The organism is Ensifer sp. Root558, assembly GCF_001427045.1.
Lineage (GTDB): Bacteria > Pseudomonadota > Alphaproteobacteria > Rhizobiales > Rhizobiaceae > Ensifer > Ensifer adhaerens.
In genome coordinates this window covers 119,798-137,278 of record NZ_LMGC01000036.1, presented here as the reverse complement: position 1 = coordinate 137,278, position 17,481 = coordinate 119,798, and the positions used below count along the sequence as shown (strand labels likewise).

At 62.6% G+C, this 17,481-nt stretch carries 16 protein-coding genes; 5 read left to right on the top strand and 11 right to left on the bottom strand.

Annotated features, from left to right (window positions below):
* Positions 1-28: 28 nt before the first annotated feature.
* Positions 29-349, top strand: coding sequence for a 2Fe-2S iron-sulfur cluster-binding protein (locus ASD63_RS30150; protein ID WP_034799342.1), 321 nt, complete (start codon positions 29-31; stop codon positions 347-349).
* A 155-nt stretch (positions 350-504) separates the two neighbouring features.
* Here the strand turns inward: ASD63_RS30150 and ASD63_RS30145 are convergent, their stop codons facing one another.
* Positions 505-1,797 carry an NCS2 family permease gene (locus ASD63_RS30145; protein WP_034799339.1) on the bottom strand — a complete coding sequence of 431 codons (1,293 nt, stop codon included), beginning with the start codon at positions 1,795-1,797 and terminating at the stop codon, positions 505-507.
* 422 nt (positions 1,798-2,219) lie between these two features.
* Here ASD63_RS30145 and ASD63_RS30140 point away from each other — a divergent pair, with 422 nt between their 5' ends.
* Complete coding sequence (locus tag ASD63_RS30140; RefSeq protein WP_034799336.1) at positions 2,220-2,417, top strand: heavy-metal-associated domain-containing protein; 198 nt, start codon at positions 2,220-2,222, stop codon at positions 2,415-2,417.
* An 85-nt stretch (positions 2,418-2,502) separates the two neighbouring features.
* On the opposite strand, the gene ASD63_RS30135 is transcribed toward ASD63_RS30140, so the two are convergent.
* The 7 genes from ASD63_RS30135 to ASD63_RS30105 form a co-directional block, all read right to left on the bottom strand.
* Positions 2,503-4,173, bottom strand: a complete 1,671-nt coding sequence (locus ASD63_RS30135) for a dihydroxyacetone kinase subunit DhaK (protein WP_034799333.1) — start codon at positions 4,171-4,173, stop codon at positions 2,503-2,505.
* Between the two features lie 9 nt (positions 4,174-4,182).
* On the bottom strand, positions 4,183-5,178 hold the full coding sequence (locus tag ASD63_RS30130; protein ID WP_034799319.1) for an ABC transporter ATP-binding protein: 996 nt from the start codon (positions 5,176-5,178) through the stop codon (positions 4,183-4,185).
* Complete coding sequence (locus ASD63_RS30125) at positions 5,171-6,268, bottom strand: ABC transporter ATP-binding protein (protein ID WP_060530274.1); 1,098 nt, start codon at positions 6,266-6,268, stop codon at positions 5,171-5,173. Before ASD63_RS30125 ends, ASD63_RS30130 begins: the two co-directional genes overlap by 8 nt.
* Positions 6,269-6,271: 3 nt before the next feature.
* Complete coding sequence (locus tag ASD63_RS30120) at positions 6,272-6,460, bottom strand: hypothetical protein (protein ID WP_034799314.1); 189 nt, start codon at positions 6,458-6,460, stop codon at positions 6,272-6,274.
* Positions 6,457-7,398: a carbohydrate ABC transporter permease gene (locus ASD63_RS30115; RefSeq protein WP_043613810.1), complete on the bottom strand. Its 942-nt coding sequence runs from the start codon at positions 7,396-7,398 to the stop codon at positions 6,457-6,459. Before ASD63_RS30115 ends, ASD63_RS30120 begins: the two co-directional genes overlap by 4 nt.
* Positions 7,395-8,342, bottom strand: a complete 948-nt coding sequence (locus ASD63_RS30110; protein ID WP_043613808.1) for a sugar ABC transporter permease — start codon at positions 8,340-8,342, stop codon at positions 7,395-7,397. The genes ASD63_RS30115 and ASD63_RS30110 overlap by 4 nt, the downstream gene beginning before the upstream one ends.
* Before the next feature lie 105 nt (positions 8,343-8,447).
* Positions 8,448-9,752, bottom strand: coding sequence for an ABC transporter substrate-binding protein (locus ASD63_RS30105; RefSeq protein ID WP_089043826.1), 1,305 nt, complete (start codon positions 9,750-9,752; stop codon positions 8,448-8,450).
* Positions 9,753-10,037: 285 nt separating this feature from the next.
* Here ASD63_RS30105 and ASD63_RS30100 point away from each other — a divergent pair, with 285 nt between their 5' ends.
* Positions 10,038-11,060 carry a LacI family DNA-binding transcriptional regulator gene (locus ASD63_RS30100; protein WP_034799296.1) on the top strand — a complete coding sequence of 341 codons (1,023 nt, stop codon included), beginning with the start codon at positions 10,038-10,040 and terminating at the stop codon, positions 11,058-11,060.
* 183 nt (positions 11,061-11,243) lie between these two features.
* On the opposite strand, the gene ASD63_RS30095 is transcribed toward ASD63_RS30100, so the two are convergent.
* Positions 11,244-11,441: a hypothetical protein gene (locus ASD63_RS30095; protein ID WP_034799295.1), complete on the bottom strand. Its 198-nt coding sequence runs from the start codon at positions 11,439-11,441 to the stop codon at positions 11,244-11,246.
* A gap of 621 nt (positions 11,442-12,062) precedes the next feature.
* On the opposite strand from ASD63_RS30095, the gene ASD63_RS30090 reads away from it, so the two are divergent.
* Complete coding sequence (locus ASD63_RS30090) at positions 12,063-13,058, top strand: GlxA family transcriptional regulator (RefSeq protein WP_060521713.1); 996 nt, start codon at positions 12,063-12,065, stop codon at positions 13,056-13,058.
* Between the two features lie 66 nt (positions 13,059-13,124).
* Here ASD63_RS30090 and ASD63_RS30085 read toward each other — a convergent pair whose 3' ends face one another.
* Positions 13,125-14,063 carry an MYG1 family protein gene (locus ASD63_RS30085; RefSeq protein ID WP_034799292.1) on the bottom strand — a complete coding sequence of 313 codons (939 nt, stop codon included), beginning with the start codon at positions 14,061-14,063 and terminating at the stop codon, positions 13,125-13,127.
* Between the two features lie 277 nt (positions 14,064-14,340).
* On the bottom strand, positions 14,341-14,964 hold the full coding sequence (locus ASD63_RS35810; protein ID WP_200953556.1) for an antibiotic biosynthesis monooxygenase family protein: 624 nt from the start codon (positions 14,962-14,964) through the stop codon (positions 14,341-14,343).
* A gap of 40 nt (positions 14,965-15,004) precedes the next feature.
* Here ASD63_RS35810 and ASD63_RS30075 point away from each other — a divergent pair, with 40 nt between their 5' ends.
* Positions 15,005-17,479, top strand: a complete 2,475-nt coding sequence (locus ASD63_RS30075) for a heavy metal translocating P-type ATPase (protein ID WP_060530370.1) — start codon at positions 15,005-15,007, stop codon at positions 17,477-17,479.
* The last annotated feature ends 2 nt before the right edge of the window (positions 17,480-17,481 follow it).

Here is a 17,481-nt window from a genome sequence, read left to right as displayed (position 1 = left end):
CACCAACATACGCAATCGGAGAATACCCATGCCCAAGATCGTCTTCATCGACGCGGACGGCACGACGAAAGAAATTCATGCGGAGATCGGCCAATCGCTGATGTCAGCCGCCGTGCAGAACGGCATCGACGCCATTGCCGCCGAATGCGGCGGCTCCTGCGCCTGCGGCACCTGTCACTGTTACATCGACGGCGAATGGAGCGACCGCCTGCCGGCGCCCGAGTTCCAGGAACAGGACATGATCGAGTGCGTCGTCAATCCGAACGAGCGCAGCCGCCTGAGTTGTCAAATCACGGTGTCGGCTGAACTCGACGGCCTTGTGGTGCATCTGCCCGCCGGGCAATACTGAGCAAATCCAGGAAAAGTGTGAAGCGGCTTTCCGTTCGGATTTGCGCTCTTTAAGCCAGATCGAGGCAAAAAGGCCGAAGCAACATTTCGTTGCTCCGGCCAGCACTTACGGGGAAGTTCTGATCGGCCGAGGCGGCATGCCCCGGCCGATTTTCGTTATTCGGCGAAGAACGCGAAGCGCACGATGAAGAGCGCTGCCACGAGCTGGGTTGCCGGGTGGATGACGCTCCACTTACCGGTGAAGACCTTCAAGACGACATAGCTGACGAAGCCGAAGGCGAGGCCGTTGGCGATCGAGTAAGTGAAGGGCATGGCGAGTGCTGTAAGCGCTGCCGGAGCCGCTTCCGTCAGGTCGTCCCACTCGACTTCCGTCAGTTCGCGCATCATCAGGCCGGCAACGTAGAGCAGAGCCGGGGCCGTCGCATAGGACGGAACGGCAGCTGCCAGCGGCGAGAAGAACAGCGCGGCCAGGAAGAGCACGCAGACGGTGAGCGCGGTCAGGCCCGTGCGGCCGCCGGCCTGGACGCCCGAGGCGCTTTCGACATAGGCGGTCGTGCTGCTGGTACCGATCAGCGAGCCGGCGACGATCGCGGTGCTGTCGGCGAGAAGCGCGCGGCCCAGACGGTTCGGCTTGCCTTCTTCCACCAGTTTGGCGCGCTTGGCGACACCGATCAGCGTGCCGGTGGCGTCGAAGACTTCGACGAGCACGAAGACGAGGATGACATGCAGCAGGCCGCCGTGCAGGGCGCCCATGATGTCGAGTTGCAGGAAGGTCGGCGCGATGCTCGGCGGTGCCGAGACGATGCCCTTGAACTCGCTGACGCCGAGGATCATCGACAGGACGGTGACGACCAGGATGCCGATCAGGATCGAGCCGCGAACTTTTAGCGAGTCCAGAACGGCAATCACGAAGAAGCCGAGGATCGCGAGCAGCGGGCCAGTCTGCTTGAGGTCGCCGAGACCGACGAGCGTTGCCGGGTTGTCGACGACGATGCCGGCGTTCTTCAGGGCGATGATGCCAAGGAAGAGGCCGATACCGGTGGCGATCGCGCTTCGAAGCGAATGCGGAATGCCGGCGATCAGCCAGCTTCGGACCCCCGTCACGGTCAGGATCAGGAAGATCACGCCCGAGATGAAGACAGCACCCAGCGCCTGCTGCCAGGTGAAGCCAAGCGCCGCAACGACGGTGAAGGCGAAGAAGGCGTTGAGGCCCATGCCCGGCGCCATGCCGATTGGCCAGTTGGCGACGAGCGCCATGACCGCAGAGCCGAGTGCCGCGGCAATACAGGTTGCGACGAAGACGGCATCCCTATCCATGCCCGTGCTCGACAGGATGTCGGGGTTGACGAAGATGATGTAGGACATCGTCAGGAATGTCGTGATACCGGCGATCACCTCGGTGCGCGCCGTCGTCTGATGCTCTTTCAGCTTGAATAGTCGTTCAAACATCTTTCCTCCCTTGGCGGCGTCACCACGACGCAGCCGAACGACAGTGAGCGGGAAACCGTCTCCTCCAGTTCCCGACCAGTGCATTTCGAACGCCCGGATGTTCCCGGAACGATCGCTTCGCTTTAGGCTTCGTGCCGGCTGGCGATCGTCCGCCCTCTTTCGGACGACGCGAATGCCTCTTGCACAGCCTTTGGATTGTGCGACTTCCGGACGCAGACCGCTAGCCGTCCATTCCCGGGATCGATGATGAAAGACTTTCAAATTTTTCGGAGAATTTGAGAGGCCGCTGGACTACACTTACGGGGGTATTTTCCACCGTTCGCGCGACTGGAAATGCCGCGAACAAATATCTTGAAGGCCTATTGACCTTCCAACGGTGGGAGACGCCATGTTTGTCTCACAACCGAACCAAGGAGACAAGCATGCAGAACTACAAGATCGACAACATGACCTGTGGCCACTGCGCCGGCGTCGTCCAGAAGGCGATCCTGAGCGTCGACCCGCAGGCAACGATCAAGGTCGATCTCGGCAATCGGGAAGTCAGCGTCGAGACCGCCGCAGCGGCAGGGCCGATCGCAGACGCCCTGAAGGCGGCCGGATACGAGAGCCGCGCGCTCTGAGCGCACGCTCCCTCCGACACCTCCCGTCACAAAACGCCCCGGCTTTCCGGGGCGTTTTGTTGTCAGGGCAATGTTTCGGTCACCGTCAGCCGGCGACGGCTGCGGCCCCCTCCGGCTGGCGCCCGAGCATATCCGGATGCCGTGCCAGGTGCTCGAACAGGCGAGCGACCGCTTCGGCGCCGGGATCGATGTGCCCTTCGAGTTGCTTGGCATTGATGTAAGCGGCACGCCCTGCCCTTGCCCGCACCAGTGTCGCGGTCAGATTGGCGCCGTCGCGCGCCGCCTTGGAGGCCGCGCCGATGCTCGCGTCGAGCGCGTCCAGTGCCGGAGAAAGCGCGTCGACCATGGTGCGGTCGCCGATCTGCGCCCCGCCGATTTCCTGCATGCGCGCCAACCCGGCTTTCAGCGCTTCGCGGATCGAAAGCCCGCTCGAGGCGCCATCCCCGGCGGCGGCAAAGAAGATCGCCAGAAGCACGCCCGAAGAGCCGCCCATCGTCTGGCTCAACTCCTGCCCGATGGCGCGGAAAAGCTGCGTGTGGTCGGATAGCGGCAGGCGATCGAGGGCCTGAATGAGTGCCCGTGCGGCGCCGGCGAGCGTCGAGCCGGTGTCTCCGTCTCCGGACTTGGCATCGAGTGCATTCAGGTCCTTTTCCGCATCGATCAGCAGGTTGCAGCAGGCAAGCAGGAACTGCCGCGTCGCATCGTGCCGTGAAGGCAGAGGCGAAATCGGCGTCAGGCCATCAGGCAGGGCGAGTACATTCACCGGCCTGACGGCGGTCACGCCTGGCCAGGCCGGAAGCGCCACGGGCCGGGACAACAGCTCCAGCTCGGCCTTGTCGGCCGGGTAGACGGAGACGGAAAAGCCGCGCATGTCCAGCGACGTCATCATCGGCGCAGGTCCGACCAGATGCACGATCCGATCGGCGATCGCCGACTGGGCGAGTTCGTGCATGAGAATAGACATTTCCAGGATAGACGTTCCGCCGAGATTGTTGACGAGCACTACGTGCGGCTTGTCCTCCATCGCCGCCTGCAGACGCTCGACCATGGCGGCAACGGCGCTTCTCGCATCGGAATGCACAATCTGTTCGACGCCAGCTTCTCCATGGATGCCGAGGCCGAGTTCCGCATGGCCCTCGGGGATGCGATGTTCCTTCGGCGAGCCCGGAACGGTGCAGGTATCGAGCGACATGCCGATGGTGCTCGTGCCCGATATGACCTTGCGCGCCGCATTGGCGATCGTATCGAGGTCCGCCCCGCTTTCTGCGAGCGCTCCGGCGATCTTGTGGACGAAAAGGGTACCGGCGACACCGCGCGCCTGCGGAAGGTCCGGCAGCGCGATGTCGTCATCGACGATGACCATGCTCACATTGAGGCCGTAGGCGCGGGCGCGTTCGGCCGCGAGGCCGAAGTTCAGCCGGTCACCGGTGTAGTTCTTGACGATCAGCAGGCAGCCGGCAGGTCCCGTCACCGCCAGGATACCGGCGAGGATCGCGTCCACGCTCGGCGATGCGAAGACGTCGCCGCAGACGGCGGCCGTCAGCATGCCCTTGCCGACGAAGCCGATATGCGCGGGCTCGTGTCCCGAGCCGCCACCGGAGACGAGCGCGACCTTGCCCTTGTCCCAGTCGGAGCGCAGGACGACGCGAATGTGCGGATATCCGTCGAGGCGGCTGAGCGCGCCGCCGGATGCGGCAAGAACCCCGTCGATCGCTTCCGTAACCGCATTTTCCTTGCGGTTGATAAACTGATTCATGTTCGCCTCCTAAGCGATGCGCATTCCGGCCGCGTCGAAGAAGAGCGGCTTGTCTGGCTGGATCTTGATGGTCTCGCCGCCGCGGAACCCGGTATGGGGGTCCGTGACCGTCACGAGGTTGTGCTGCTTGAACGTGAGATGCAGGCGCGTCTGGTCGCCCAGATGTTCGACACGGGTCACAAGTGCATCTTCTCCGGCGCCCTGGACGATATTTTCGGGGCGAAGGCCGATCGACTGCGCCTTGTCCGGCGCGCCCGCAAAAAGCTTGGCAGGCAGGACGTTGATGCGCGGCTGGCCGAGGCGGGTCGCGGCGTAAACGCTAACCGGCGCTTCGTAGACCTCTCTTGGTGATCCGAACTGAACAAGCCTGCCCTCTTCGAGCACACCGATATGCGTTGCCATGGTCATCGCTTCGATCTGGTCGTGGGTGACGTAAAGAAGCGTCGCCCCGGACTTTGCCTGAATGTTCTTCAGTTCGACGCGCAGATCGGCTCGAAGCTTCGCGTCGAGCGAACTCAAGGGCTCGTCCATCAGGTATATCTGCGGGTTTCTGACAAGCGCACGCCCGATCGACACGCGCTGCATTTCGCCACCGGACAAGGCGGTCGCCTTGTTGTCGAGCTTGTGCGAAATCTGCAAGACCTCGGCGATGGCGTTCACCTTTTCGTCGATCGTCTTCTGCGGCGTTTTCAAGAGCGGGGATTTCAGCGGAAATTCCAAGTTCTGCCGGACGGACAGATGCGGGTAGAGCGAATATTGCTGGAATACCATCGCCACGTTGCGCTGCGCCGGCGTCAGTCCTTGCACGGACATCCCGCCGATAAAGATCTCGCCGCTATTAGGCGTGTCGAGCCCCGAGACCATGCGCAACGTCGTCGTCTTTCCGGCGCCTGTCGGGCCCAGGAGAACCACGAACGACCCGTCCGGGATCGTCATCGAGACATCGTCCAGCGCTGTGTGGGTGCCGAATGTCTTCGTCACGTTTCTTAGGATGACTTCAGCCACGGCGCAGCACTCCCTCGTTGGCTTCGGAGACAAGAGCACGACCCGTCTCCGCATTGAAGAGCGTCAAGGTCCGCGCGTTGAAATCGAGACCGAGAAGCTCGTCGGTACGGGCTGCCTGACTGGAGGGCGTGCGCGCCTTGATCTCGCCATTGGGCGTTTCGATCGTGACGATCTGTGTCGTGCCGAGATACTCGACGGCGATCACGCGGCCTCTGTAGCTGGAGTCGTCGACGAAACGGACATGCTCGGGACGCACACCGAGCGACAGCGTGCCGGCCCTGCCCTCACGCGACGCCGGCACCGCCACCTTTTTCCCACCGAGATCGATGCTGTCGCCGCCGACACCGATCATGCCCTCGAACTCCAGAAAGTTCATGGACGGGGAGCCGATGAACTTGGCGACGAACTTCGTCGCCGGCCAGTCGTAGATCTGCTGCGGCCGGCCGAATTGCTCGATGACGCCGTGGTTCATGACGACGATCTTGTCGCCCATCTGCATCGCTTCCAGCTGGTCGTGGGTCACATAGACGGTGGTCGCGCCCATGCGTTCGTGCAGCGCCCGCAGTTCCCCCGCCATATGTTCGCGGAACTCCGCGTCGAGCGCGCCCAGCGGCTCGTCCATGAAGAAGGCCTTGGGGTTGCGGACAATCGCCCGACCGAGCGCGACACGCTGGCGGTCGCCGCCCGAGAGCCCGCCGACCGGCTTGTCGAGAATGCCTTCAATTCTGAGGATCCTTGCCACCTCGGCGACACGCGCGGCGACATCCGCCTTTTTCATCCCCTGGCTGACGAGCGGATAGGAGATGTTCTTGCGTACGTTCATGTGGGGATAGAGGGCGAACATCTGGAAGACGAAGGCGATATCGCGCTCCCTCGCCCGCTTCATGCCGACCTCTTCGCCGCCGATATAGATCTGGCCGCTCGTCGGCAGCTCCAGTCCCGCCATCATCCGAAGCGTCGTCGTCTTGCCGCATCCCGATGGGCCGAGCAGCATGAAGAACTCGCCGTCTTCCACCGTGAAGCTCGAAGACTGGACAGCCGTGAACGCTCCGAACTCCTTGCGCACATTTTCAATTCTGATCTGTGCCATGGGTCACTCCGGAAAATGGCTGACGATGATGAACATGACTGTTCCAAGCAGCGTCACGAGGAAGGAGAAGGAGTAGAGCGTGAGCGAGACTGGCTGCATGAGCATGACCACGCCGAGCGCGATGAGCACCGATGCCACCATTTCCCATGCGCCACGGCGAAGGCGGAGCAACTGGTTGAGGAAAGCTGTCATTTTCTTACCGCTCCGAAGGTGATGCCGCGCAGCAGGTGTTTGCGAAGCAGGATCGTGAACACCATCACGGGGACGAGGAAGAGGGTCGCACCGGCCGCCACCGCCGGCCAGTCCTGCCCACCGACCCCGATGATCGTCGGGATGAAGGGCGGTGCGGTCTGCGCGGTGCCCGACGTGAGCAGCACGGCGAAGGCGTATTCGTTCCAGGCGAAGATCAGGCAGAAGATAGCCGTCGACGCGATGCCGGTCGCCGCCTGGGGCAGCACGACCTTGTAGAAAGCCTGGAAGCGTGTGTAGCCGTCGATCAGCGCTGCCTCTTCATACTCGATCGGGATCTCGTCGATGAAGCCCTTGAGCAGCCAGACCGAGAGCGACAGGTTGACTGCCGTATAGAGCAGGATCATGCCGGCATGGGTGTCGTTCAGCCCGAGCGAGCGGAACATCAGGAAGATCGGAATGGCGACCGCGATCGGCGGCATCATGCGCGTGGAAAGGATGAAGAACAGCAGGTCGTCCTTGAGCGGCACCTTGAAGCGCGAGAAGGCATAGGCCGCGGCCGTTCCGAGCACGATGCACAGCACCGTCGAGCCGAACCCGATGATGACGGAATTGTAGAAGCGCTCCGGGAACCGCGACGGGCCGGCGATGATCAGCCCATCCTTGCGAACGAGACGCTCGTACCAGGTCTTCGGTTCGCCCATTTCCTTCAGTTGTTCTTCCGAAACGCGGGTGCGCGTCGTGAAGAGGTTCACATAGCCTTCGAGCGTCGGCTCGAAGAAGGTCTTCGGCGGATAGGCGATCGCGTCAGAGGGCGATTTGAAACCCGTTCCGATGATCCAGAGCAACGGGAGAATGGTGATCACCGCATAAAGCACGACTAGGGCGCCTGCGAACCACTTCTGCCGTGCGGATGGCTCCGTTACAGAAAAGCTGCTCATCTCTGCTTCACCTTGTTGAGTGCTTTGACATAGATCGACGCAAGGCCGAAGACGGTCACGAAGAGGATGACGGCATAGGCGGACGCGTATCCGGTGCGCCATTTCTCGAAGGCTTCACGCTTCAGGTTGATCGACGTCAGCTCCGTGATCGAGCCCGGGCCACCGCCCGTCAGCTGCACGACCAGGTCGAACATCTTGAAGTTCTCGATGCCGCGGAAAAGGATGGCCAGCATCAGGAACGGCAGCACCATCGGGATGGTGATGGTCCAGAACTGGCGCCAGCTGCTGGCCCGGTCGCACTCCGCCGCCTCATAGATGCTGCTCGGAATGGAGCGCAGCCCGGCAAGGCAGATGAGCATGACGAATGGCGTCCACATCCAGGTGTCGACGATGATGATCGCCCAGGGCGCCAGCGACGTGTCGCCGATCATCGAGAAGCTGGACGGGTCTGCTCCGGTCAGGAACCCGATCGCGTAATTGAACAGGCCGATCTGCGGCTGGTAGAGAAAGGTCCAGAAGTTTCCGACGACGGCCGGGCTCAGCATCATCGGGAGCACGATGATGGTCGTCCACAGGTCATTGCCGCGGAACTTCTTGTTGATGAGATAGGCGAGAGCAAAGCCGATCAGCACCTGCAGGACGATCGTCCAGATCAGGAAATGGGCCGTCGCCTGCATCGTCAGCCAGATATCCTTGTCGGTCAGGATGTTCAGGTAGTTGCGCAGACCGACGAACTGAACAGGTTCGTTCGGGCGGTTCACGCGAAAATTGGTGAAGCTCAGCCGGACGGTCCAGATCAGCGGAAAGATGTTGATCGCAAGCAAAAGCACAATGGACGGTGCGACGAAGATCCAGGCGATCGCGCGGTCCGACAACCCTCTGATGCGCCGTGCAAGCACGGGCGGCGTCGCGTGCGCAGCGCGATCGATCGAAGAATGGAGCATGGTATTCCCCTAAGGCATTGACGAATGGGCATGCGGGGCCGGCGCGAGAGATCGGCCGGCCGGCCCCGCATGGACGCTTCCGCCGGGAGGCGGCGGGTGTTTGCGTCAATACTTGCCTTCGTCTTCGAAGATGTCCTTCCAGTCCTCAGAGAGACCGTCGAGCGCATCCTTCGCCGTGCCCTGGTTGGCAACGACGTAATCGTGGAAGCGCTTCTGCGAGGCCTGCAGCAGCGAGGCGTAGGACGGCTCGGCCCAGAAGTCCTTCACGATTGCCATCGAATCCAGGAAGGTCTGCGCATAGGGCTGGCTCGTGGCGAAGCTCGGGTCCTCGACCACCGAGCGCAGTGCGGAGTATCCGCCGAGCGCCCACCACTTTTTCTGGATTTCAGGCTGCGCGAACCACTTGATGTAATCCAGCGCTTCCTTCTGCTTGTCGGACGCTGCGACGACCGAGATGCCCTGGCCGCCGAGCTGGGCGAACTGCACACCGGTCGGACCAGCAGGATTGGGGAAGTAGCCGGACTTGTCGCCGCCGACATTGGCGTCGGCATGGATGCCGGGCCAGGTGAAGGCAAAGTTCATCTGCAGGGCGACCTGGCCGGACTTGTAGGCGTCGATATCCTCCGACATGTAGGCGTCGGAATGGCCGGGCGGTGTGCAGCAATCGTAGAGCGCCTTGTAGAATTCCAGGCCCTTGACTGCGTCCGCCGAGTTGACGAAGCCGTCGAGCTCATAGGCTTTCTTCGGATTTCCGTACTCGAAGCCGTAGCTGTAGAGCACGTCCATCACGCCCATGGTAATGCCTTCTGAGCCGCGCTCCGTATAGATGGCAGCGCCATAGACGGTCTTGCCGTCGACCTGGCGCTTCTGGAAGAATTCGGCGATATCCTTGAGTTCGGCGAAGGTCTTCGGCACGGCGAGATCCCGGCCGTATTTCTGCTTGAACTCCGCCTGGAGTTCGGGACGCGAGAACCAGTCCTTGCGATAGGTCCAACCGACCACGTCACCGAACGCCGGCAGAGCCCAGTAGTTCGGCGAATTCTTCGGCCATTCCGCGTAACCGATGACGGTTGCGGGAATGAAGTCGTCCATCTTGATCCCTTCCTTGTCGAAGAAATCATTGAGCTTGATGTACTGGCCATTCTCGGCGGCGCCGCCAATCCACTGGCTGTCGCCGATCATCAGATCGCAGAGCTTGCCGCCGGAATTCAGCTCGTTCAGCATCCGGTCGGCGAAGTTCGGCCACGGCACGAATTCGAACTTCATCGTGTTGCCGCTCTTGGCTTCGAAATCCTTGCTGAGCTCGACGAGCGCATTGGCCGGATCCCAGGCGGCCCAGCAAAGGGTCAGTTCGGCTGCGGAAGCGTGCGTACCGGACGCACCCGCAATGGCAAAATACGCTCCGACCATGACTGTGGAGCTCAACAGAATCCGTTTCATCATTGGGTTCCTCCCCCTTGTACCTTCTGACCTCCATCAGAAGGAAAGCGCCCTGACCGGGCGGTTGGCGTACCTAAATCCTCTTGGCACTAGCGGTGGGCGCGGCCGCATTCAGAGCCTGCGTTCTTCGCTGAAGGATTCATAACTGAGGTGCGCACCTCAGCGCAAGCGATTTTTGAGGTGCGCACATCAATTCTTGATTTCGCGGCGATTTTGGTGGAGTAGATTGGAGACGATACACACTGGGAGTTCCGCATGCGGCCAACAGCCAAAGATCTTGCTGAGGCAGCGGGCTTGAGCCTCGCAACCGTCGACCGCGTGCTGAACGACAGGCCGAATGTCAGCCCGAGGGCCGTTCGCAGTGTCAACGAAGCCATTGAGCGCATTGGATTTATTCGAAACCCGGCAGCCGTCAGCCTTGCCCGCAACAAGAGCTACCGGTTCCGGTTCGTGCTGCCGACGAGCGGCGATCTCTATCTGGCGGAACTCATCCATCGGGTGGAAGAGGCGCGGGTGTCGATGAAGGGGGATCTCATCGACCTCGATTTCGTCCAGATCCCGATCGACGACCCGCATAAGGTTGCCAAGTACCTCGCCGATATAGACGAGAACGAATTCGACGGGATCGCGATGATGGCGCCGGAATCGCCGCAAGTGCGCGACGCGATCGGCCGCCTGATCGAACGCGGCGTCAAGTTCGTGCAGTTTCTGTCCGGACAGGAAAAGCTCCCGACCGCCGATTTCGTGGGCGTCGACAACTACGCCGCCGGCGCGACGGCGGCCAAGATCATCGGCCGGTTTGTCGGCCGGAGGGCGGGAAAGGTCCTGATCGTGGCCGAGACGATGCAGTCGCTCGACAGCATCCAGCGACGCTTCGGCTTCGACGATATCGTCAATTCACAGTTCCCTCACCTGCAATGTCTGCCCTCGGTCGAAACCCACGGCGACGAGCGCAGGGCCACCCAGATCCTCCAGCGAGTCCTTGAAAACAATCAAGAGGTTGCGGCGATCTACGTGTTGAGTTCCGAGGCCAGGATCCCGCTCGAGGGCGCAGCATCCTTCACCGATCTGCAAAAGATCACGGTGGTCGTCCACGAACGCACCCCCTTCAGCGAACGCGGCCTGCGCGACGCCAGCGTTGACGCCGTCATCGCCCAGGACCCGGGACACGCGGTGCGCAGCGCCATCCGCATCATGCGCGCGCGAACGGATTTTCGCGAACCGCACGCCGCACAGGACAAGATCAGAATAGAGGTCCTCCTCAAGGAGAACCTCTGACCCTCGGAGAGTGCATCTTTGACGTGCGCACCCCAAGCAGATGGGGCAACGCCTGATCGCGACGGCGCCGCCGACAGGCGCGTGAGGAGGCCCGCCCCACGCACCCGACTATGACCAGGCGCCTTCGTTCAAGGCGATCGAGGACAGGCGCGGACCGCTAAATGACGTGGGTGGATGCGGAGATCAGGCGCGCGCTTTGGCGCGCACCTTCTGCGGCTGCGCGGACGGTTGCTGGCTGGCGCTGCCGCCATAATTCACCAGCATCTGCATGGCTTTCTCTATTCCCGCGGGACTGTTCGGGTCGGTGTCGTTCGCGCGACACCAATCCTCGTGCTGCTGTTTGATCACGTCCATGTCGGCGGTAGAGAATGTGCCGGGCATTCTTCGCCCTCCCTTTAAAAAATCACACCAAAGAGAAAACTATCACAACGGCGGAAAGAGGCTCCCCGCACAACTAGGGGGTTTGCGCCCTCGAACAGCAAATTCCTTTGCGCAGCCGCCTTTGCGCAGAGCTATGACGGGCACATTGCTCGCGCCGAGGCAAACTTGACACGATCGGTGGCATCGCGGCAGCATGAGGGGTAACTCAAAGCCGTGACCTGGCGAGACCTGCAGTTCGGCGGAAGACCGAGCAAACGCGTTCTGGCCCGGTCGGGAGGGAGGGAAGTGATGGGGTATGATTGGAGCGGCTCGCGCAAACGGCGGATGAAGGTCGCACGGTTCAGTGCGGCGCTGACACTGGCCGCAATGTTCGTAACCGTAGCGGCGCAGGTCGTGACGAGAGCAATTTGAGCCCGTCCTCTTCGTTATGATGCGGACGAAGACGCCTTCATCCGGGCGTCGACCTCCCGCGCCACACCATGGGGTGCCGGAAGAACGGAACCCAGGCTCCCCATGGACAGCGAAAGGCAAGTCTCGGCCGCCAGCGGCTACCTCTCCTGATATGTCCGAGCATGCTCGATAGGGAACGGGAGGTCTTGGCGGCGCGAGCATGAAGGGCACATGACGACGACCATCAAATCCAGCGAGACACAGCCCGAACGTCTCAAGATCGGCTTCGTTCTGGCGCGGTCCTTCACCCTTTCGGCATTCGCGCTTTTCATCGACACGCTGCGACTTGCGAGCGACGAGCTCGACAAGTCCGGCCGCATCCGTGCCGACTGGCAGGTGCTGGGCAACACGCGGCATCTCATCGCCTCCAGTTGCGGCGTGCAGGTGGCGCCGACATCCGACCTCGTTGATCCCGCCGGGTTCAACTACATCGTCGTGGTCGGCGGCCTGCTCAACAGCAAACAGCCGATCGCCGACGACACCGTCCGCTTCCTCCAGAAGGCGGCGGCGCGCAAGGTGCCTCTGATCGGTCTCTGTACAGGGACATTCGTCCTTGCCGAAGCGGGCCTGATGACCGGGCACACCGTCTGCGTCAGCTGGCTTCATTATCAGGCGTTCCGCGAGCGGTTCCCCGATCTCAAGGTTCGCTCGGACCGTCTCTTCAATCTCGATCGCACCCGTGGATCCTGCGCTGGCGGCAGCAGTGCCGCCGACATGGCGGCCCATATCGTGCGCCTGCATATCAGCAAGGAAGCCGAGCGAAATGCGCTCGAGGTGCTGCAGATCGACAAGGCCCGCTCGCATCTTCATGTCCAGCCGAGAAAACCGCTGGCGATCGAGAGCAACGACCCACGCCTGAATGCCGCTCTCATCATCATGGAGCAGCACACGGACAACACGCTGTCGATCCCGGAGCTGGCCGCATCCGTCGGCTTGTCCCGACGGCAGCTCGAACGCCTGTTCATGGACAAGGCGAAAATGTCGCCGGCGCTCGTCTATCGGAAGTTTCGGCTGGAACGCGCCAAGCATCTGCTGACGCAGACGAAGGCGCCGTTGATCGACATCGCGCTCGAAGTCGGGTTCGAGAACGCCGGCCACTTCTCGCGGATTTTTGCAAAAACCTACGGTCAATCGCCGAGCAAGTTCAGGGCCACGCTTTCGGCGTGACCCGTCCCAGGCGATCCTGCCGACAACGCACCGGCCATAGCCGCCGCCGTCGGCTCATCAGTTTCCTCAAGCCTGACCGCTGCCCGCCGATACTGCTTCCTTGACGGCGAGCTCGGCCATGGCCAGTGCTGCCTCCCGCGTCGCTGCCGCCGCGATGAAGCGGCCGTTGTGGCAGAACCGCGCGCCAGCCACGCCGCAAGCCGCCTCCAGGTCGCCGTTCGTCAGGCCGGCCCAGGCAGCCGGCAGATCGGCGCGCAGCTCAAACCCTTCATCGGCCTTGCGAATGCCCGTCAAGCACCAGTCATTCTCGCGCGGATGAACGACGAACAACAGGTGGTCGGCGCCAGCTTTCACGATCGCCGGGCGGAACGGCATGCCCCGCGGCAGTTCGAGCACTCGGCTCTCACCGGCAAGGGCGATCTGCTGCAGCACGAGCGCCTCGGCCCGCAGCTTGGCGGCGCGTTGCGACACGCCAGCCTCGACGAACGCGCGCGCGATCGAAAGCGCCTGATGGAAGCTGCGGTCCTCGGCCTCCTGGCCGGATTCGTCGAAGACAGGCTTCAAGGTTTCCAGCAGCGCCGACAGCGTGAGCCCCGCCAATGGGCCGGCCACGGAGGGGTCGAGCGCGCCGTTATCGACCAGATCCACCGGCAGCACGAAGCGCGCATCGAAGGCCGCATGGACCGCCTCCGCATGGGCCTCGGGAACGCCGAACGCTGCCAGGTAGGCGCGACCGTAATGCTTCCAGATCAAGCCGAACGAACTGTAGGGCTGGCCATCCTCTCTAACCGGCGCCCCGCGCTGATGATGATCGAACAGTCCGGCTGCGGCATCATACTGCCCGCCAACATCATAAATGATGCGGTCCGCCCCCGGCTTCAGCCATTCCGGCGCCCGGCTGCGAACGATGCGAGCCTCAGGGAAAAGCCGCGTAAGGATGACGCTGGAAAGCAGCTCGTCGGCGTGGAAACCACCGGAATGTGTAACGAGAAAGTCTGGGATCATTCCGAATGGCCTTATGGTTCGTGACGCGTGTGTGCGGCACGACATAGCCATTGCCCGCGGTGACCTCAACCCGTCATCGCGCCTTCGTCGCAGTGTTCTGCTCTCAAGCCATCCAAAATCCGGCGCTAGATGTCGTGCCCGTCCTGCTGCTGCCCCACGCGTTCGCAAGCCGACGACATCACTGTCATCGGGTCCGCGACCTTAGCAGCCAAGGCCGACCTCCCTGTCAACCAACCGACGGAGCTGTTGCCGTCACACCTTGCGCAGCAACATTGCCCTAACGCGCCATTTCGAAGATCGCCTCGCCGGAAATCGGGTCCGTGACCCCGAGATCCTGGCTGAGTTCCAGGAGCGTATCGCGGAACGTGTCGAGGTTCGCCTTCATCATGGGCCGTGCCGCAGCGATCGCTTCAAGGCTTTCCCATTCGGCAATTGAGAAATACGATCCATCCGCTGACTTGCTGAGCGCCATCTTTCTCAAGCCTTCAAAGTCGCGACCAGCGCTGCGAAAAAGCTGCTCAAACCGTTCCTCTTGACCGGGTCTCACGCGGAAACGGACACAATTATAAGCCGTCATCCTAACCTCCCTATGGGACGCAACTTCTACAGGATGGATCCGATGCAGTTCACTCGCAAGAGGCACGCGAAGCACGGTCGCAGCCTTGCGATCGCCGGCAAACCGGGAGCAATTCGAACTGCGCTTTGACAAACCTGCCGAGCTTCGCGGCCAAGCTTGCGTCAAGGCGGCGTCCATCGTGCATCGCGGGCAATTATCGCTGCGGTGGCAGACCTCTCCCAGCCGCTCTGAAGATGGCGTGCAGAAATCTCTTTTGTGCCCTTGACCTTCCCATCGTTGGAAGCCCCATGTTGTGACAAAAGACAGAGAAAGGAGCACGATCATGGGATCTGTGACCCCCATTAGAACAAACGACCTCGAAGCGATGTCCGCCGCCGCAGTGAGCGCCAGCATTCCCGTCGAGGGCATGACCTGCGCATCCTGCGTGGCGCGCGTCGAAAAAGCTATTCGCGCCGTGCCTGGTGTGACCGAGGCCTCGGTCAACCTCGCAACGGAACGCGCCGACGTCCGCTTCGATGCCAGCACCAAGTCGGCCGATATCGTCAAGGCGATCGAGAATGCCGGATATGGTGCGGCCGAAGACACGATCGAGCTCACCATCGAAGGCATGACCTGCGCGTCCTGTGTCGCGCGCATCGAAAAGGCGCTGAAGACCGTTCCGGGCGTCACCGAAGCCAACGTCAATCTGGCGACCGAGCGCGCTTCGGTGCGCATAACCAGGGGCATCGCCACCGCCGCCGCACTCGAAGAGGCGGTTCGCGTTGCCGGTTATGCCGCCAAGCGCATGACCGGCGACGAAAGCGTCGACCGCGAAGGCGAGAAGCGCGAACAGGAGACGCGAAAGCTTGCGCGCGCGCTGCTGATTGCCGCTGTCTTGACGCTGCCGATCTTCGTGCTCGAAATGGGCTCGCACTTCATCCCGGGCGTGCACGAATTCGTCATGAACAATATCGGCATGCAGGAAAGCTGGTATCTGCAGTTCGCGCTGACGACGCTGGTGCTCTTCGGCCCGGGCCTGCGTTTCTACCAGAAGGGTGTCCCCGCCCTCTTCCGTCTGGCGCCCGACATGAACTCGCTGGTCGCGATCGGCACCTCCGCCGCCTGGATCTACTCGGTCGTTGCCACATTCGCGCCGGACCTTCTGCCCGACGGTACCGCCAACGTCTACTATGAAGCTGCAGCCGTCATCGTCACCTTGATCCTGCTCGGCCGGTTCCTCGAGGCGCGCGCCAAGGGCCGGACCTCCGAGGCGATCAAGCATCTGATGGGTCTGCAGGCAAAGACCGCCCGCGTCATCCGCAACGGCGAGACGGTCGAGGTGCCGCTGTCCGACGTGCAGACTGGCGACACCGTCGTCGTGCGCCCGGGCGACCGGGTTCCGGTCGACGGCAGCGTCCTCGACGGAAACTCCTATGTCGACGAATCGATGATCACCGGCGAGCCGGTTCCGGTCGAAAAGGTGGCCGGCAGCGAAGTCGTCGGCGGCACGATGAACAAAACCGGCTCCTTCACCTTCCGGGCCACCAAGGTCGGCGCCGATACGGTGCTGGCGCAGATCATCAAGATGGTCGAGCAGGCCCAGGGCGCCAAGCTGCCGATCCAGTCGCTGGTCGACCGCGTCACCGCCTGGTTCGTGCCAGCCGTCATCGCGATTGCGCTTTTGACCTTCGGCGTCTGGCTGGTCTTCGGTCCGGATCCGGCGCTCACCTTCGCGCTCGTCAACGGCGTCGCCGTGCTGATCATCGCCTGCCCTTGCGCCATGGGCCTTGCCACCCCGACCTCGATCATGGTCGGCACCGGCCGCGCCGCCGAAATGGGTGTGCTCTTCCGCAAGGGCGAGGCGCTGCAGACGCTGCGGAACGCCGCCGTCATCGCCGTTGACAAGACCGGTACGCTGACCAAGGGCCGCCCGGAGCTGACCGACCTCGAAACCGCCGAAGGCTTCGATCGTGATACCGTGCTGACGCTGGTCGCCGCCGTGGAAACCCGCTCCGAACACCCGATCGCCGAAGCAATCGTCGACGCAGCCAAAGCAAAGGGACTGGCGATCGCCGAACCGGCCAGGTTCGAGGCAATCCCCGGTTTCGGCGCCAGCGCCGAGGTCTCGGGCCGGACCGTCCATGTCGGTGCCGACCGCCTGATGACGCAACTGAAGCTCGACGTGTCGGCCTTCGCCGACCAGGCGGCCCGCCTTGGCTCGGAAGGCAAGAGCCCGCTCTATGCCGCGATCGACGGCAAGTTGGCGGCGATCATCGCCGTTGCCGACCCGATCAAGGAAACGACGCCGCAGGCGATCCGCATGCTGCACGATCTCGGCCTGAAGGTTGCGATGATCACCGGCGACAACCGTCGCACCGCAGAGGCGATCGCGGCCAAGCTCGGCATCGACGAGGTGATCGCCGAAGTGCTTCCAGATGGCAAGGTCGCGGCTCTGAAGAAGCTGAAGCAAGGCGGACGCGCGGTCGCCTTCGTCGGCGACGGGATCAACGATGCGCCGGCGCTCGCCGAAGCCGATGTCGGCCTGGCGATCGGCACCGGTACGGACGTCGCCATCGAGAGCGCCGACGTGGTGCTGATGTCCGGCGATCTCCTGGGTGTGCCGAATGCGATCGCGCTGTCCAAGGCGACGATCCGCAACATCAAGGAGAACCTGTTCTGGGCCTTTGCCTATAACGCGGTACTGATCCCGGTTGCCGCCGGCGCGCTCTACCCGGTCTACGGCCTCTTGCTGTCGCCGATCTTTGCGGCCGGTGCCATGGCGCTGTCGAGCGTCTTCGTGCTGGGCAACGCCCTGCGGCTTCGGGCCTTTCGCCCGGTTGCCGCAGCACAGGCGGCCTAGGT

Excerpts from the sequence above, each read along its gene's own strand:
- ASD63_RS30150 (WP_034799342.1), top strand. The coding sequence starts at position 29 with ATGCCCAAGATCGTCTTCATCGACGCGGACGGCACGACGAAAGAAATT.
- ASD63_RS30145 (WP_034799339.1), bottom strand. The coding sequence starts at position 1,797 with ATGTTTGAACGACTATTCAAGCTGAAAGAGCATCAGACGACGGCGCGC.
- ASD63_RS30140 (WP_034799336.1), top strand. The coding sequence starts at position 2,220 with ATGCAGAACTACAAGATCGACAACATGACCTGTGGCCACTGCGCCGGC.
- ASD63_RS30135 (WP_034799333.1), bottom strand. The coding sequence starts at position 4,173 with ATGAATCAGTTTATCAACCGCAAGGAAAATGCGGTTACGGAAGCGATC.
- ASD63_RS30125 (WP_060530274.1), bottom strand. The coding sequence starts at position 6,268 with ATGGCACAGATCAGAATTGAAAATGTGCGCAAGGAGTTCGGAGCGTTC.
- ASD63_RS30120 (WP_034799314.1), bottom strand. The coding sequence starts at position 6,460 with ATGACAGCTTTCCTCAACCAGTTGCTCCGCCTTCGCCGTGGCGCATGG.
- ASD63_RS30115 (WP_043613810.1), bottom strand. The coding sequence starts at position 7,398 with ATGAGCAGCTTTTCTGTAACGGAGCCATCCGCACGGCAGAAGTGGTTC.
- ASD63_RS30110 (WP_043613808.1), bottom strand. The coding sequence starts at position 8,342 with ATGCTCCATTCTTCGATCGATCGCGCTGCGCACGCGACGCCGCCCGTG.
- ASD63_RS30105 (WP_089043826.1), bottom strand. The coding sequence starts at position 9,752 with ATGGTCGGAGCGTATTTTGCCATTGCGGGTGCGTCCGGTACGCACGCT.
- ASD63_RS30100 (WP_034799296.1), top strand. The coding sequence starts at position 10,038 with ATGCGGCCAACAGCCAAAGATCTTGCTGAGGCAGCGGGCTTGAGCCTC.
- ASD63_RS30095 (WP_034799295.1), bottom strand. The coding sequence starts at position 11,441 with ATGCCCGGCACATTCTCTACCGCCGACATGGACGTGATCAAACAGCAG.
- ASD63_RS30090 (WP_060521713.1), top strand. The coding sequence starts at position 12,063 with ATGACGACGACCATCAAATCCAGCGAGACACAGCCCGAACGTCTCAAG.
- ASD63_RS30085 (WP_034799292.1), bottom strand. The coding sequence starts at position 14,063 with ATGATCCCAGACTTTCTCGTTACACATTCCGGTGGTTTCCACGCCGAC.
- ASD63_RS35810 (WP_200953556.1), bottom strand. The coding sequence starts at position 14,964 with ATGATCGTGCTCCTTTCTCTGTCTTTTGTCACAACATGGGGCTTCCAA.
- ASD63_RS30075 (WP_060530370.1), top strand. The coding sequence starts at position 15,005 with ATGTCCGCCGCCGCAGTGAGCGCCAGCATTCCCGTCGAGGGCATGACC.